The 15,321-nt window shown below is 64.2% G+C and carries 16 protein-coding genes; all 16 read left to right on the forward strand.

What is annotated here, in order from left to right:
- Positions 1–4: 4 nt before the first annotated feature.
- Positions 5–313 (forward strand): hypothetical protein, encoded by a 309-nt coding sequence (locus QMG16_RS00890; RefSeq protein ID WP_020886740.1) that lies wholly within the window; start codon positions 5–7, stop codon positions 311–313.
- Complete coding sequence (locus QMG16_RS00895; protein ID WP_281791788.1) at positions 310–1,446, forward strand: DUF2135 domain-containing protein; 1,137 nt, start codon at positions 310–312, stop codon at positions 1,444–1,446. Before QMG16_RS00890 ends, QMG16_RS00895 begins: the two co-directional genes overlap by 4 nt.
- Positions 1,337–2,227: a hypothetical protein gene (locus QMG16_RS00900; protein ID WP_281791789.1), complete on the forward strand. Its 891-nt coding sequence runs from the start codon at positions 1,337–1,339 to the stop codon at positions 2,225–2,227. The genes QMG16_RS00895 and QMG16_RS00900 overlap by 110 nt, the downstream gene beginning before the upstream one ends.
- The gene (locus QMG16_RS00905; RefSeq protein WP_281791790.1) at positions 2,227–3,144 is read left to right on the forward strand and encodes a GPW/gp25 family protein; all 918 of its coding nucleotides are present in this window, start codon (positions 2,227–2,229) and stop codon (positions 3,142–3,144) included. The genes QMG16_RS00900 and QMG16_RS00905 overlap by 1 nt, the downstream gene beginning before the upstream one ends.
- 99 nt (positions 3,145–3,243) lie before the next feature.
- A complete protein-coding gene (locus QMG16_RS00910) occupies positions 3,244–4,653 on the forward strand; it encodes a baseplate J/gp47 family protein (protein ID WP_281791791.1) in 1,410 nt (469 codons plus the stop codon).
- Complete coding sequence (locus QMG16_RS00915; protein ID WP_281791792.1) at positions 4,653–6,227, forward strand: phage tail protein; 1,575 nt, start codon at positions 4,653–4,655, stop codon at positions 6,225–6,227. The genes QMG16_RS00910 and QMG16_RS00915 overlap by 1 nt, the downstream gene beginning before the upstream one ends.
- Positions 6,228–6,237: 10 nt before the next feature.
- Positions 6,238–6,831 (forward strand): hypothetical protein, encoded by a 594-nt coding sequence (locus QMG16_RS00920; protein ID WP_011367795.1) that lies wholly within the window; start codon positions 6,238–6,240, stop codon positions 6,829–6,831.
- Positions 6,832–6,841: 10 nt separating this feature from the next.
- Positions 6,842–7,831, forward strand: coding sequence for a hypothetical protein (locus QMG16_RS00925; RefSeq protein WP_011367794.1), 990 nt, complete (start codon positions 6,842–6,844; stop codon positions 7,829–7,831).
- Between the two features lie 4 nt (positions 7,832–7,835).
- Entirely contained in the window at positions 7,836–7,967 is a 132-nt protein-coding gene (locus tag QMG16_RS00930; protein ID WP_011367793.1) for a hypothetical protein, read from the forward strand.
- The gene (locus QMG16_RS00935; RefSeq protein WP_011367792.1) at positions 7,954–8,415 is read left to right on the forward strand and encodes a hypothetical protein; all 462 of its coding nucleotides are present in this window, start codon (positions 7,954–7,956) and stop codon (positions 8,413–8,415) included. The genes QMG16_RS00930 and QMG16_RS00935 overlap by 14 nt, the downstream gene beginning before the upstream one ends.
- 12 nt (positions 8,416–8,427) lie before the next feature.
- Entirely contained in the window at positions 8,428–8,961 is a 534-nt protein-coding gene (locus QMG16_RS00940; RefSeq protein WP_011367791.1) for a BW3TFN family phage tail fiber component, read from the forward strand.
- A 15-nt stretch (positions 8,962–8,976) separates the two neighbouring features.
- On the forward strand, positions 8,977–12,525 hold the full coding sequence (locus QMG16_RS00945) for a DUF4815 domain-containing protein (RefSeq protein ID WP_281791793.1): 3,549 nt from the start codon (positions 8,977–8,979) through the stop codon (positions 12,523–12,525).
- Positions 12,526–12,537: 12 nt separating this feature from the next.
- Positions 12,538–12,795, forward strand: a complete 258-nt coding sequence (locus QMG16_RS00950; RefSeq protein WP_022993020.1) for a hypothetical protein — start codon at positions 12,538–12,540, stop codon at positions 12,793–12,795.
- 249 nt (positions 12,796–13,044) lie between these two features.
- Entirely contained in the window at positions 13,045–14,007 is a 963-nt protein-coding gene (locus QMG16_RS00955) for an amidoligase family protein (RefSeq protein WP_281791794.1), read from the forward strand.
- Between the two features lie 11 nt (positions 14,008–14,018).
- Positions 14,019–14,540, forward strand: a complete 522-nt coding sequence (locus QMG16_RS00960; RefSeq protein ID WP_281791795.1) for a DUF5049 domain-containing protein — start codon at positions 14,019–14,021, stop codon at positions 14,538–14,540.
- Positions 14,525–15,304, forward strand: coding sequence for a glucosamine 6-phosphate synthetase (locus tag QMG16_RS00965; RefSeq protein ID WP_281791796.1), 780 nt, complete (start codon positions 14,525–14,527; stop codon positions 15,302–15,304). Before QMG16_RS00960 ends, QMG16_RS00965 begins: the two co-directional genes overlap by 16 nt.
- The last annotated feature ends 17 nt before the right edge of the window (positions 15,305–15,321 follow it).

Below are 15,321 nucleotides of genomic sequence, written 5' to 3' on the forward strand. Positions count from 1 at the left end.
CGCGATGAACAATCTCGAACAGCCGCAGGAACCGCACTACTGGGATGTCTTCCCGAAGTTGATCCGGGTCTCGCGATCCCCATTCGTCCAGCGCATTCCGCTCTCGATCCGTGGTCTACCCGAAGCGCCGGTGTTCGAATCGTCCAATCCCGACGTGGCCAGTGTCGATGAGGACGGCAATGTCGAATGCGGCTTCGTTCCCGGAGCGGCCATGATCCTGGTCTGGGATTCGCCCGAGCGGCTCAGCCTGCGTCACGTCCAAGTCGAGGTCTATGGCGGCGGCGTCTCCGCACCGGTGGAGGTTCCTTCATGACCGATACCGTGCCAGACTACAGCCACTGGGAGGTTCAGCCTCGCTCCATCCGCCTCTCCGCTGGCGAGTTCGAGCAACGGATTCCGCTCTCCCTGCGCGGCGACGTGGACGCCCCGGTCTTTTCCTCCAGCAATCCGGAGGTCGCGGAGATCGGGCCGGACGGTGTCATTCGCTGCGGCTGGACCATCGGCAACGCCGTGCTCATGGTCTGGCGATCCTCGGCCCGGGACAGTCTCCGCCATGTTCTGGTGGAGGTCCGCGATCCGTCCTGGTTCGCCGACCACCCGGACTTTGCCAGCGGAGCATCGGTCTTCCTCAGCGGCACGGTAGTCAACGCCCTCAACACCAGCGGCGTCGGCAACGCGTTGATCGAATTCCGCCGCTCGGAAACCGGCCCGGCGGCGTACCAGACCTTCGCCAACGCCTATGGCGGGTTCGAGCTGTCCGTACCCGAGGGGTTCTATTACGTGGAGGTCACCGCGCCGGGATACATCGCCTGGCATGGCTGGGTGAATGCCGCCCCCAACACCTCCGGCGACATCCAGATCGTTCTCTCGCCCGAGCTCGACGGCCAGGTCGCCCGCATCGTGTTGCAGTGGGGCCTGAATCCCCGGGACCTCGATTCCCATCTCACCGGACCGACGCCATCCGGCGGCAGGTTCCATGTGTTCTATTCCCACACCATCGAAAACGAGGCGGCGGAATTGGACGTGGACGACACCAGTTCCTACGGGCCGGAGACCATCACCATCCATCGGCTCATCCCCGGCGTCTACCGCTACGCGGTCCACGACTACACCAACCGCAACGCCAATCCGAGCACCGGCCTGGCGCAGTCGGGAGCATCGGTGAAGGTGTTCTTGAGCGATGGCCGTGAGCAGACCTTCAACGTTCCTTCCCAACGCCCCCGGCACGGTCTGGACCGTGTTCGAAATCGACGGCGCGACCGGAACAGTGACGCCGGTCAACGCCATGAGCTATCAATCCCAACCCGCCAACGTCGGCATGTAATGGAGGTTGTCCATGATTTCCGAAGAACCCGCCGACTTGCAGGCCACCATCGAACAAACCGATTCCGGCCAACAACAGTATGTGCTGCGGGCGCTCTGCGATCACCTGTCCGGCATCCGTGAAGAACTTTCCGGCATCCGCACGCTGCTGGAGGCCAGTCACGCCGCCTCGGAGGCGATGCGTGGCCAGGCCCAGGCCTATCTTGAGGCCCAGCAGGCCAGGACCCAGGAGTACCTGGAGCAGGTACAGATCGAGCCGGAGCCCGATTTTTATCCCTTTGTCGAACTGCCAGCGGGCACCGAACCCCGGGATCTGCCGGATGGCAACCGGCTCTTCACCTTGCCTGACGGCATGATCCTGCGGACCACGGACGACCAGCGAATTTGCGTTATCGACGGAGGGGAACAGCAGGTCATCACCCCCGGACCCGGCACGGCCATAGAGGTCGCCCCGGGACGCCTTTACACCCTGGTCGAGTCCTATCTGAGCGCGACCCAGGAGGCAGCCGGTATCAGCGGACTGCCCGCCGGGATCGAGCCGACCGCCATGGGCGCGGAACGCTTCGCGGTGGATCTACCCGAGGGCATCCGTCTCGACGTCGATCACCGGGAGCGGTTCATCACCCTCATCAATCCGGCCGGACCTATCGACATCATCGGCATCGGCCGCATCGAGGGCATCGGTGAAACCATCGCCGTCCGTCTGCTCTCTGCCGGAGCCAAAGGATTCCAGTGCGGCCAGTCCGACCACGGCGGGCTGATCGAGGCGGACGGAACCATCCATCTGGGACTCAAGAGCGGTCTAGATCTGGTGGTCCGGTTCCAGGGAGAAGCCATCGACGACGGCGCACCGGAAAATGGCTGCTCGGGACAGTGCGGCATCGACTGCGAGGAGCGTACCTGATGAGCTACGACTTTCTCGGCAAGGGGCTGCGTTACCCGTTCCGGTTTCAGTCGGTATCCGGCGGCACCCAGGTCTCGACCGCCACCTCGCGGGAGCACGAGCATATCCGCGAAAGCATCCTGCAGATCCTCGGCACCCGGATCGGCGAACGGTTCATGAATCCGGAGTTCGGCTCCCGGCTGAAGGATCTGGTGTTCGAACAGAACGACGAGGTGCTCAAGGGCCTGCTGCGCCATTACGTGATCGACGCCATCAAGCGCTGGGAAAAGCGGGTGATCATCACGGAGGTACACTTCGACGACCGGCCGCTGAACATCGACGGCAACCTGCTGCTGGTGCATATCGCCTACCGGGTGATCCAGAGCCAGGTGGACGGCAACCTGGTCTATCCCTTCTACAGAGAAGACCCGAACAATCCCGCGCCCAGCTATCCCCAGCCGGAGCCCGAGCCAGAACCGCCGCCGGTGCGCAGCGTGCGCCTGTCGCCGGACGTGCGCACGCTGTTCAATCTGCTCTGGTTCAATGCGGCCGAGATGAGCCCCGATCCGGACGATTCCTTCATCTGGCCAGCCGGGGAATACGAAGTCGCCTACATCGAGGGAGCCTTTCAGGACCGCAACGGCAAGTGGATCGTCAGCGATCCGGGTGACAACCACGGCCATTACCTGACGTTCGAGGGAGCGCCAGAAACAGAAGCGCCCCAGGCCGAGCACGCCCTCTATCTGGCCGCGAGCGGTCTAGGCTTCGACACACAGAGTCAGGCGGAAGACAACGCCGCTGGCACCGTTCACCGGATCACCACCCTGGAGCCGGGCCGCATCGGTCTGTTCTATTTCGAGGGCAAGAAGGAATCCCACTACCTCAACAACACCTCCGGGCAGCCCAATCCCGTCTGGCAACTGCGCGGCCCGCTCTGAGGCATCCCGCCTCCGACACATCCAGGCCCCTTCCGGTAAGTAACCGGCGTGGCGAGAGCATCAGGCGCTCTTGCATAACCGCCGAAAACCGGAGAGACCATGGGCCGCGCAAGCATCGGATACATCAACAAGGATTACGAATCGATCCGCCAGGAGCTGCTGGCGAAGATCCCGCAGCTCACCGACCGCTGGACCGATTTCAACCACTCCGATCTCGGCGTCGTCCTGCTCGATCTGTTCTGCGGCGTGGGCGACATGCTGGCCTACTACCTGGACGCCCAGGCGGCCGAGGCCTTTCTGCCCACGGCCCGCCAGCGCCAGAACGTCATCAATCTCTGCAAGCTCATCGGCTACCGGCTGGACTCGCCGGTGGCCTCCACCACCACGCTGCGTTTTCGGCTCTCCGCCCCGCTCGGCAAGGACCTGACCATTCCGGCGGGAACGGCCTGCCGTGCCTTGCTGAATGACGGCGAGGCGGATTTCGAGACGGTCGAGGACGGCCTGCTCCCGCGAGGCGTGCTTTCGGTGGAGATCCCAGCCCGGCAGGGCGTGCGCCGCACCGAGACCTTCACATCGACGGGGCTGCCATTCCAGCGCTTCCGCCTGACCGGCGACGTCATTGCCCAGGGCACCATCACCGTTACGGTGGGAGACGACGCTTGGAGCGAGGTCGATCACTTTCAGGACAGCCTGGCCGACAGCCGTCATTTCATGGTCGACCTGGATGCCCTCGACATCTCCACCCTGATTTTCGGCGACGGGCAAAGCGGCGCTGTACCCGCTCAGGGAAGCGCCATCACCGTCAGCTATTTGCAGACTATCGGAGACCAGGGCAATCTCGGCCCGAACCGGATCACCCAACTGCTGAGCCCGGTCTACCTCGACGGAGGCCAGGTCTCCCTGACCGTCACCAACCCGGTGCCCGCCACCTGCGGCGCTTCGCGGGAAGCCCTCGAACACGCCCGCCGACAGGCACCGGCGGAGCTGCGCAGTCTCTGGAAGGCCGTCACCCTGGAGGATTACCAGGCCCTCGCCGAAGGTTACCCCGGCGTCGCCAAGGCCAAGGTGCTCGACACCAATGCCTGCCAGAACATCCGCTATTACAACGTCCAACTGGCCATCGCCCCCAACGGCGGCGGAATGCCCTCGGCGCTGCTCAAGCGGGACCTCGCCGAGTTTCTCGAACGCCGCAAGGTCATCACGGTCGAGATCAACCTGTTCGACCCGATCTATCGCCCCGTTTCCATCGACGCCGAGGTCTACATCTGGCCCGGTGAACCGCTGGAAAACGTGCGCAGCCGCATCGAAGCCGCGCTCACCGATTTCTTTTCCTTCGACCGGGTCTCCTTCGGGCAGACCATTCACTTCTCCGACCTGGTTGCCCTGATCGATGGCGTGCGCGGCGTCAGCCACATGCATCTCTACGCGCCGCAGCAGGACATCGAGCTGCGCCACGGCGAAATCCCGGTTCTCGGCACCGTCAATCTCGATCTGCGGAGGGCCGGTTGATGTCGGATTGGTTCAAGGACAATCTGCTCGGCCTGCTGCCGCCCCTTTACGAGCACAACGACGAGGCCGGTGACCTGCACACCTTTCTGAGCCTTCCCGCCGGAACGCTCGACGAGCTCAAGCAGGCAATCGACGACTTCCCGACCATCTTCGACGTCGATCATTGCGACGAACGCTTCTTGCCGCTGCTGGCGAGACTGGTCGGCCTCGAAGTGGACGGCACCTGTTCGCCGGACTGCCAGCGTCGCCGCGTGCGGGAAGCTGTCGAAATCTATCGCCGCAAGGGCACCATCCCGGCCATCGAACGCGACTTTGACGCGCTCGGTTGGCAGGGAGAACTGCAGGAGACCTTCCGCTCGGCGCTGCGTCTCAATGCCCGCTCCAGACTCAGCAAAGCCAAGCTGCCCGGGCTGGTGTTCAGCCTCGGCGTGTTTCGCGTGCTGTGTCTCAACCAGACCGAAGGGCTGCGCGACGCCCTGGTGTTTCACCACCCGGCGGGCACGCGCTGTTTCTGGCTCCAGTTCCTGCTCGAATGGATCGAAGGCGGCGCGATGCTCGACTTCGGGCACGCCAACGCCGTGCGCCGGATCGTGCTGGCGTTTCTCGACGAGACCTTCGTCCTTGGCCGCTCCTCGCTCGGTTCCTGCCGTCACCTGACCAGCAAGCAGAGGGCCTGGGAGCTGCTGCAACTCACCAGCACCACGGAGATGCTCCCGGAAATCGACCGGGCGGCCGTGAAGGTCTCCCGTTTTCACGGCCGCCAGAACCGGATGCGCCTGAACCACAAGGCCCTCAACGACTGGCGGCTGCCGTACACCCGTGTCGGCGAGGACCGGGTTTCCTTCTGCACGCCCATCTACACCGGCCGCGACTTCGAAGGGGATGTGCTGGAGAGCGGCTTCGGGCTGGGCGAGAGCCATCTCAACCGCAAGTCGCTGACCCATGGCGAGACCGAGCTGCGCTACTGCTTCCGGCAGAAGGATTTCTTCTTCGACACGCAGGCGGAACCGGTCGAACGGGCGGAAGCCAAGTACGACCTGCGCCTGCCCTTGGAATCCCGGCACCGCCTCTGTTTCCAGCTTGGTCGCGCCAGGCTCAACGAAGGTCTCGATCTGACCGCCAACCAGGGCGGCATCAGCAATCTGCTGCTCGCCTCGACCGCTGGCTGCGACGCGGACGTCACCCTGGCCGTGGACCGGATCGACCGATGGCGGCGGAGAGGGCCTGTGTTCCGGCTCAACGCGAACACCCTGAACACCCGGTATCTGAGCTATGCGAATCTGACCGGCGAACGGGCCTCGCTTGAAGTCTACGTGGACACGGGCTCTCTCCGCCGCCATCGGGTCGAGACCATGAAGCTGGGCGCGAGCCCGCTCAACACCACCGGCCTGCGCCTCTCCGTTGACCGGACCCGCCCGATGCGCGTCAGCCGCATGCGCCTCAACCAGGCCGGATTCCGCTGGTCGCGGCCTTCCTACCGCTGGCTGTTCCGTCAGCAGGATCTGCACGCGCCGACGCAGGCCGGGTTCGAGGCCGCCACCAACAACTATCGCGCCACCCAGTGGCCCACCTGAAGGAGAACCCATGGCGATACATCTCTATCTTGACGAAGGGCTGACCCAGCAGATTTCCGAGGGAGATTTCAGCCGCCCCGAGGCCGAGAGCTACAACGGCACCGACGGCGACATCAAGGATCGGCAACTCTACGTCGCCAACGAGCAGACGAGCCTCGCTTCGGTCATCGACGCGGCGCAGACCGCCATCGCCCTGGCCGAACCGCGCTTTGCCGACGGCGAACTCATCATCATCGACGGCGAGCAGATGCTCGTCGAAAGCGGCGGCGGCACCGCCAATCTCACCGTGCAGCGGGGCGTGGCCAACACCGCTGCGACCGCGCACGACGCTGGGACGACCGTCTATTCCGGCTACGACTACACCGGGCTGGTGCTCGATCCCATCGACGAAACCGGCACCGACGAAGCGGTCTGGTACCGGCTGGCCCTGACCCAGGCCGGACTCGACACCGCCACTCAGGGCGCACCGCTCAATCTCGGTGACAAGGCCTTCCAGCAGACGCTGTCTTTCTGGCGGCGTTGCACCGTGCTCCCGGGCACGCCGGTGCAAAACAAACTCGACATCAAGCTGCGCCTGACCGGCACGGAAAACCCAATTCTCTAAGGAGGCCGCCATGGCATACCACAGCATTCAAGGACTCGCCCACGGTCGGCTCGACCTGCTCAATCAACTGCGGACCTTCCTGGTGACCACCACCGGCTGGACCCTGCACGACGACCAGTCGGCCGACCCGCAGCCGTATTTCGTCTTCAAGTCGCACGGGGAATCCGGGGCCGAGGACGTCTATCTGCAGTTCCGTATCAGCACCACCTCCGGGCGGATTCACGTCGCGGCATTCCAGTATTGGGACGCGGCCACCCACACCGGCGTCAACGAGGCGTCGCACACCAGTTACACCTACCTGCGGGTGGAGGACAGCGCCGACTTCATCTTCTGGCTGTTCGCCGATCTCGACCACGTCTTCGTGGTGACCAAGCTCATCTCCACCTACTACGGCCATTACAGCGGATCGCTGAAACGGTTCTGGTCGGGGGCTGTCGCGCTCACACAGGCGGCGGTCACTGCAGGAAGCGGTGTGGTGCTTCAGGTCAACGACGCCACCGTAGTCACACCCGGACAAGACTATGTGATCAAGGACGACGCGGGCATCGAACGCGTACGAGTGAGCGCCATCGACACCGCCGTCACGCCAAACACCATCACCGTCGAAACCCTCGTTCGGGATTACGCCTCGGGGGCCAAGATCGGCGAGGACCCGCAGCCGGTCATCAACAGTTACTACAACGCGCCGGGCACCTTCTACGCCGTGAACAAGTTCGACGGCTGGACTTCCGCGTCCGGTCAGCAGGGTCGCTGCGGTGCGGCAAATGGCGGGCTCCAGGGCGAAACCGATCCGGAGATGCGCTACGGCACCACCATCCTCTTTCCCTGGCTCGCCTCGATGTCCGGCTCCGCCGCCTACCAGGAACTGCGCGGCGAACTCATCGAGATCTTCGCCGTGGGCGGCGGCAACGTCGCCTCTGAAGACACCATCCAGATCGGAACAGACAGCTACCGCGTGTTCAACCTGACCACCGGCGGCTGGTGCGCGGTGAAGGAGTAACGCCATGGCAACGCATAGCGGAAAGCTCAAATTCGTCACCACGATCACCGGCCAGCGACGCCCGGAAACGCTCCTGTCCATGAACCGTGGCCAGGCTCTCAAGCTCTGCGGGAGGATTCGCCGTGGCCGTGCATAAGGGACAACTGGCATCCATCACCACCCGCAGAGGCATCCGGCGGCCGGAACTGCTCGCCATCGGCGCGGCGCAACCCGGAGCGCTCTTCGAGCTGTTTTCCGGGGCACCGGCTAGGCGCACGGTGATGGTCCGGGCCGACAGCGCAGTACGGGTCGCCCATCGGCTCGAACGTCGGTCCGACCTCGCGCTTCGCGTGAACAACCACCTGAACCGGAACACCGACCTGTGGCTCATCATCCATGGACGTCTGGGCGTCGATGCCGACACGGCGGTGCGGGTGACGCGCCCCTGGCTGCGGAGCATCGACACCAGCGTCCGGACATCCGGCGCACACATCAGCCGATCCGACACCGTTCAGCGCATCGCGATCCCGGCCGGGCTGCTGGCCGACACGCGCCAGATCCTGTTCGCGGTGCTCATCGATCAAGACCACGAAATTCAGACCTAAAGGAGAACAGCAATGGCACTGGGACTCATCGTCAAAACCGGCCGGATACTGACGGCCAAACTCCTCCTCGGCCAGGCCGTGGACGGCATCACCCACTGCGCCATCGGCGACGGGGATGCCAGCTTCACCGACCCGCAGAATCCGCCCGCGCCGGACATCGGCCAGACCGGACTCAGAAACGAACGCGCCCGCAAGCGCTACTACAAGCGGACCTTCCTCAAGGAGGACGCCGAAGGGGCGCTCCTGGTCAACGGCGTGCGCTACCTGGAAACCGGCGAGGAGACCAACACCATCGGCATCTTCTTTCGCTTCGACGAGGCCGAGGCCAACGGCATCACCATCCGCGAATACGGCTTCTTCGGCGGCGACGTGCAGTACGTGGAAAGCGTCACCGGGGATCTCGCCATGGGCGGCGTGTTCCATCAGGACACCAACCCGACCGGCGAGGTGCTGCACCCGGGCTACCTGTACGAGGTGAAGAACATTCCCGACTTCAACAAGATTTCCGACACCCGCGTGGAGCTGGTCGGGATCATCAAGATCTAACTGGAGGATTCAAACATGAGCATCTCACGCGAGACATTCGACCCGACCAAGAATTACAAGCGCATCCGTTACCATCAGGATCGCGACCTGCTGGATTCCGAACTCAACGAGCAGCAGGACATCATCAACCTGGAGCGGCGCAAGATCGCCGACATCCTGTTCAAGGAAGGCTCCATCATCATGGGCCTCGAGGTCAGCGCGACCGCCAACGTCCTGACCCTGGCCCCGGGCGTGGTCTACATCGACGGCCATCTGGAACAGGTGAGCGGCGCGACCCTGACCTATGACCCGGCCACCACCAGCGGGGCCGATTACGTTTACGTGGAGCTGCTGAAGTACAACTACGGCTACACCCAGGACCCGGCCCTGATCAATCCGGCCACCGGCGAGCCCACCGCCGAACGGGAAAAATGGGTTCTCTCTCTCAAGGCGACGGATACCAGCGGCCAGACGCTGCCCAACAACGTGACCGAGCGTCGGGTGATCCCGATCTACAAGTTCGACCGCGAGAGCGGAGACGTCACGCCGACGGTGCAGGAGAAGTCCAACCTATACCTGCGGGATCTGCTGGGCACGCTGCCGGGCAGCCGGATTACCGTCTCCTCGATCACCGAGGACCAGCTCTCATTCGCCGCCGCCGAGGGTCTCAACTCACTGATTCAGAACCTGGCCGAGCGCACCTTCGACCAGGCCGGAAGCTACCTGGTGCGTGGCTTTGACACCTTTATCGGTGGCGTCGACGACGACAGCGTGGAGGCGATCACCAACGCCGGACGCGCCTACATCCAGGGCTTCCGGCATCAGCGCGATCTGCCCACCTCGACCCTGGTGCCCAAATCCATCGCCACCAAGTCGGTGCGCGGCGAGCAGAAGACCTTCGACATCAACAAACGCCGCTATCCAGTCAACTCCACGCCGCTCAAGGAGACGACCCAGGTGGAGGCCATCGTCGAGATCACCCGCAACGTCACTCGCGGCTCGGTGGGCGGTGGCGAAGACCTGCTCGACCCCAATCCGGTAGTGGACATCCTCGAGGTCAGCCAGGGAGCGACCATCTTCCAGGAGGGCGTGGACTGGCAGCAGTCGGGCAACCATGTCGACTGGCTCGGCTCCGGTAACGAACCGGCCATCGGCACCACCTACACGGTGCGCTGGACCTACACCAAGCAGATGGTCAAGGGCACCGACTATGTGGACAGCGGCTGGTTCGGACAGGTCAACCACCCGGCGGCCGGAAACTACTTCTATCTGGTGACCGCCTACAACGCCACCGGCGAGACGGCCTTCAACGCCGCTGCGGTCATTGCCCGGGCCACCACCGCCGGGGAGATGAACAAGCTCTCCTGGCTACCGGTCAGCGGCGCGACCGGCTATCGCGTCTACCGGGCCGCCACCAACGGCGCACGCACCGACTACAAGCGACTGATGGAACTGGGCAGCGAGGCGCTCTCCTACGTCGACGACGGTGTCGAAGAGATCGGCACCGCTTCGCCTCCCGCCACCAACACGGCCGGACTCACCATGTCGCCGGTGCAGCTCGAGCTGGGCAATCTCAATGTGATCAACTTCGGGCGCGGCAGCCTCGGCGACCAGCCGGTGAACGGTTCCAACTGCAGCCTGGACTACGACTATTACCTCGGCCGTCGCGACATCGTTTACGCCACCACCACCGAGATCAAGCGGCTGGAAGGGGCTCCGGCCGATTTCCCGAAGCTGCCCATTGTGCCGGAAAACGCCCTGGGGCTGTGCAGCATCGACTGCCCGCCCAACTCCACCGACATGGAGATCCGCAACTTCGGCCTGACCCGCATCACCATGGACCAGATCCACGACATCATCCAGGACGTCGAGGACCTGAAGTACAACGATGCCCAGTACCAGATGAACAACGAGCTGCAGAACCGGGACGCCCAGACCAAGAAAGGCATCTACTCGGATGACTTCTCGAACACCGCCCAGTCGGACATCTACCACGCCGAATGGGACGCCCGGGTGAACGAGATCGCCCGCTTCGTCGCGCCGGACCGCATTCCGCACTCTACGGTGCTCTCGGTCGATCAGGCGGGCAGCAACGCCAGCTTCTTCGGCAGCCTGGCGCTGTTGCCGGGCAACGAGACCGTGCTGGTGGAGCAGAACGACTGGTCCGAGGAGCGCAACATCAACCCCTACGCGGTGTTCGACAAGCCCCCGGCCATGCTGCAGATCACGCCCAACCTCGGGCGGCGCGGCCAGACCGGTATCGCCGTCACCGGCATCAACTTCACCCCGAGCAAATCCGGCATCGTGCTGCGCTGCGACGGACAGGTGATGGCCAGCAACCTGATCAGCGACGAGGCCGGTCGGGTCAGCGCCTCCTTCACCATTCCGACCAACGCCCGCAACGGCAACCGGATCGTGGAGATGGCCGACGGCGTCTACTCGGCCCGGGCCAGCCTGCAGATCAACGATCCGCTGGTCATCACCCGCATCGAGCGTATCATCGAAAACCGCATCATCCGCGTGCCCGTGGTGCAGGTGGTCTGGCGCACTCAGACCATCTTCGTGCCCCGCGATCCGCTGGCCCAGACCTTCAGCTTCACCCAAAACCAGGTGATCTCAAGCATCGGGCTGCAGTTCACCGCCAGGGACCCGAGCATCCCGGTCACCGTGCAGATTCGCGGTGTCACCACCGGTCTGCCCAACGGCGTGGTGTTCGCCGAGAAGGTGCTGGCCCCGAACGAGATCAGCCTGAGCGGCGAAACCCGCATTCGCTTCGACGACCCGTTCTACGCCGAGGCCAACACCAGCTATTCCGTGGTGCTGCTGACCAACAGCACCAATTACAAGGTGCGCACCGCCACCCTGGGCAAGATGGGCCGCTGGGGCATCATCACCCGGCAGACCTACATGGAAGGCGTGCTGCTGGAGAGCTCCAACGCCGAGACCTGGACGCCGCTCAACGGCTCCGACCTGGCGATGAAGATCTACGGCTACAACTTCCAATCCGAGGGGATGATCCGCTTCCAGCCGATCACCGGCGTGCAGTTCTCTGACATCAACCTCGACGAATACTCGGCCATCCCCCAGGGCACCGGTCTCGACTGGGAATACTCCACCGACGGCGGCGTGACCTGGGACGCCATGGTTCCCGCCGAGGAGGAACGGCTGCCCAACCTCGCTACCCGGGTCCAGATCCGCGTACGTCTGAGCAGCTCGCTTGCCAATGACACCCCGGCCATCAACTTCAGCGACGTCAACCTGGTGGGCTACCTCAACAAGACCACCGGGGCCTACCTGACCCGTGAGAATGAGCTGACCCAGGGGGTGGAATCGACCAAGGCCTATGTGCAGATGCAAATCCCCAGCGGCACCACCCTGCAATGGTTCGCCAGCAACGACGGCGGCCTGACCTGGGAGGCGATGACCATCCAGGACACCCGGCCCATCGACGAGAACTGGACCGAGTACACCCTGGTGCGAACCTTCACCGACAACACCGGCAACAAGGTCCGCTACAAGGCTGAGATGACCGGCACGCCGCTGATCTACCCGCGCATCCATTCGCTGGGCGCGACCCTGAGCTAAGGAGGCACGGCCATGATCGTTCGACGCAAAGGCGGCCTGACCGAGTTCATCCCCACGCCACAGGAGAAGCGCGACGGGCTGATCCGCGACCACGCCCTGGGCCTGCTGGAGAATCTGCACCAGCGCCTGGCGCGGCTGGAACGGGCATCAAAGCTCCCGACCGACGAAGCGGAGGCCTTCACGGCGCTGCTGGCGCGGATGCGGGCCGATGAGTCGCGCAACCTCGAGCTGCACGCCAGCCTGATCACCTCCGATACCGCCTCCGGCTGACCGGCTCACTGCCACCGCCAACCCAGAAACCCCGGATACGGCCAGCCCGTTCCGGGGTTTCTGCCGCCTGTGCGCCGCCCAATCCGGCAAAACTCGCAAGTCATTGAAAATAAACGTGTTAAATGTCGGCTTCGGCTGTTCTTCTACTTGATTTGTGTCCAGAAAGAAGCATTCATTCATGGTGTAAGCGGAGGCTGAAAAGCCTTTCCTGACAACGACTTAGAAGCGCCATGAACGACGGAGGCACGCATGAACCTGAAAGAGATCCACTACGGGATCGAGATCGAGACCGTAAAACGCACCCGGGAGCAGATCGCCTGGGCCATCCACTCGGTGGTGGGCGGCACGGTCCGCCATGTCGGCATCCCCAGCGGCTACGACCCCTGGGAGGTCGAGGACCTGCGCGGCCGCGTCTGGAAGGTGGTGGGGGACGCCTCCCTGACCAGCGTCCCGGCCCATCTGCGGGCCGAGGTGGTCAGCCCGGTGCTCGGCTACGACGACATCCCGCAACTGCAGGAGATGGTCCGGGCCATCCGCCGCGCCGGGGGCAAGATCAACAGCCAGTGCGGCATCCATATCCATATCGACGCCGCGCCCTTCGATGGCAGGCACCTGGGTAACCTGGCCAAGATCGTCTACAAGCAGGAGCCGCTGATCCTCCACGCCCTCGGCATCAGCCGCGACCGGCTCAACCGTTACACCCGGCCGGTCAGCGACGACCTGATCCAGCGCATCGAACAGCATCGCCCGCGCACCAAGGACCAGCTCAACCGCATCTGGTACGGCTACCACAACCGCCAGCCCCAGCACTACGACAACAGCCGCTACCACGGGGTCAACCTGCACAACGTCTGGTATCGGGGCACGGTGGAGTTCCGCTGGTTCGAGGCGACCCTCCACGCGGGACGGATCAAGGCCTACCTGCAGTTCTGCCTCGCCGTCGCCGCCAAGGCGCTCAATGGCCGGGCCGCCTCCAGCCGCAAGCGGGATTTCGATCCCCAAAGCGCCAAGTACGACTTCCGGGTCTTCCTGCTCCACCTCGGTCTGATCGGCGACGAGTTCAAGACCGCCCGCAAGCATCTGATGGCCAACATGCCCGGCGACGCCGCCTTCAAGAACGGACGGCCCAAACCGGAGGACGTCCTTCCGATTGAGACCGAAACCACCACTCTCACCAACGAGGCCGGGCAAGTTCCCGGCCTCACTGTTTAAGGAGGTACCCCATGAAGATTCTGATCCGCTCCACCACGCTGGACGGCGAACCGATCCCCGGCAGCGGGGAAACCCTGCAAGCCGCCGACTGCCTTGAGGCGGTCGAGCTGATGCGCGGCCAGACGCCGTTTACCGCCAGCCGAGTGCCCCGGGACTACATGACCGAGGTGCTCTCCGGCATCGAAGGCGGGCCGACCCAGCCATTGCCGGAGGAAGCCGCCGCTGCGGCCGCCGAGTTTCTCACCCGTCTGGCCCGGCACGGCCTGATCGAGTTCCTGCCCGACGACAAGGCCAGCGATACCTGGCCGGAACGATTCCTCGAAGCCCTGGAGACGGTGCGGCTCTCCGGGCGCACCAACATGCTCGACCACCCGGAGGTGACCCGGCTGACCGCCGAGATGGGCTACCCGGAGGTGGCCGTGTGGCTGGCGGACCACCGGCGCGAATACGCGGCCTTCGTCCTCGAGGGGACGAGACCGCTCGGCAAGAACTTCGGCGGCAAGGAGGACCCGGCTCCATGTGCGGACAAGTAGGCATCATCTTCGGCCGCAAGCGCAGACGGCCCGACGAGCGGGATTACCTGCGCGAGCTCTTCATCCGCATGCTGCTGCACAGCGAGGAGCGCGGACCGCACGCCTCCGGTCTGGCCTGGCTCAAGACAGACGGCAGCCACCGCATCTTCAAGCGGCCGATGCGGGCGCACGAGCTGGTCTACGAGAAGCCGTTCCAGGAACTGCTCGGGCAGGTCGACAACGAGACCACCATCCTCATGGGCCACACCCGTTGGCGCACCCGAGGCAACGAGCTCAACAACCGCAACAACCATCCCATCCGGGCCGGGATTGTCATCGGCACCCACAACGGCACCATCTACAACGCCGATTATCTGTTCCGCCGTCTCGGCCTGCCGCGCTACGCCGAGGTGGATAGCGAGCTGATCTTCCGCCTGGCCGACCGCTTCGCGCCCGAAGGACCCATCGACCAGGAGGGGCTGAAGAAGGCGCTTGCCCTCTGTCGTGGCCAGATGAGCGCCGTGCTGGCCTCACGGCTCGACCCCGGCACCATCACCGTGCTCAAGGGCAACAAGCCGCTTTGCCTGCGCATCCACTGCCAGCACCGGGTAGTGCTTTACGCCTCGGAGGCCGCTTTCATCGACTTTGCCGTGGACAACGAGAAGGGCTGGCGCGAGCTGGAGGTGCCGCCCATGACCATGCTCACCATCCGCCACGAGGATGTGCGGGCCATCGAAAACAGCAAATTCCGCTTCATACCCCAGGAGCGCAAAGGGACGGGTTGATTGATGATTTTGGATTG

Source organism: Desulforhabdus amnigena, from assembly GCF_027925305.1.
GTDB lineage: Bacteria > Desulfobacterota > Syntrophobacteria > Syntrophobacterales > Syntrophobacteraceae > Desulforhabdus > Desulforhabdus amnigena.

Coding starts and splice junctions, on each gene's coding strand:
- QMG16_RS00950 (WP_022993020.1), top strand. CDS start 12,538: ATGATCGTTCGACGCAAAGGCGGCCTGACCGAGTTCATCCCCACGCCA.
- QMG16_RS00960 (WP_281791795.1), top strand. CDS start 14,019: ATGAAGATTCTGATCCGCTCCACCACGCTGGACGGCGAACCGATCCCC.
- QMG16_RS00945 (WP_281791793.1), top strand. CDS start 8,977: ATGAGCATCTCACGCGAGACATTCGACCCGACCAAGAATTACAAGCGC.
- QMG16_RS00895 (WP_281791788.1), top strand. CDS start 310: ATGACCGATACCGTGCCAGACTACAGCCACTGGGAGGTTCAGCCTCGC.
- QMG16_RS00905 (WP_281791790.1), top strand. CDS start 2,227: ATGAGCTACGACTTTCTCGGCAAGGGGCTGCGTTACCCGTTCCGGTTT.
- QMG16_RS00890 (WP_020886740.1), top strand. CDS start 5: ATGAACAATCTCGAACAGCCGCAGGAACCGCACTACTGGGATGTCTTC.
- QMG16_RS00910 (WP_281791791.1), top strand. CDS start 3,244: ATGGGCCGCGCAAGCATCGGATACATCAACAAGGATTACGAATCGATC.
- QMG16_RS00925 (WP_011367794.1), top strand. CDS start 6,842: ATGGCATACCACAGCATTCAAGGACTCGCCCACGGTCGGCTCGACCTG.
- QMG16_RS00920 (WP_011367795.1), top strand. CDS start 6,238: ATGGCGATACATCTCTATCTTGACGAAGGGCTGACCCAGCAGATTTCC.
- QMG16_RS00915 (WP_281791792.1), top strand. CDS start 4,653: ATGTCGGATTGGTTCAAGGACAATCTGCTCGGCCTGCTGCCGCCCCTT.
- QMG16_RS00955 (WP_281791794.1), top strand. CDS start 13,045: ATGAACCTGAAAGAGATCCACTACGGGATCGAGATCGAGACCGTAAAA.
- QMG16_RS00965 (WP_281791796.1), top strand. CDS start 14,525: ATGTGCGGACAAGTAGGCATCATCTTCGGCCGCAAGCGCAGACGGCCC.
- QMG16_RS00940 (WP_011367791.1), top strand. CDS start 8,428: ATGGCACTGGGACTCATCGTCAAAACCGGCCGGATACTGACGGCCAAA.
- QMG16_RS00930 (WP_011367793.1), top strand. CDS start 7,836: ATGGCAACGCATAGCGGAAAGCTCAAATTCGTCACCACGATCACCGGC.
- QMG16_RS00900 (WP_281791789.1), top strand. CDS start 1,337: ATGATTTCCGAAGAACCCGCCGACTTGCAGGCCACCATCGAACAAACC.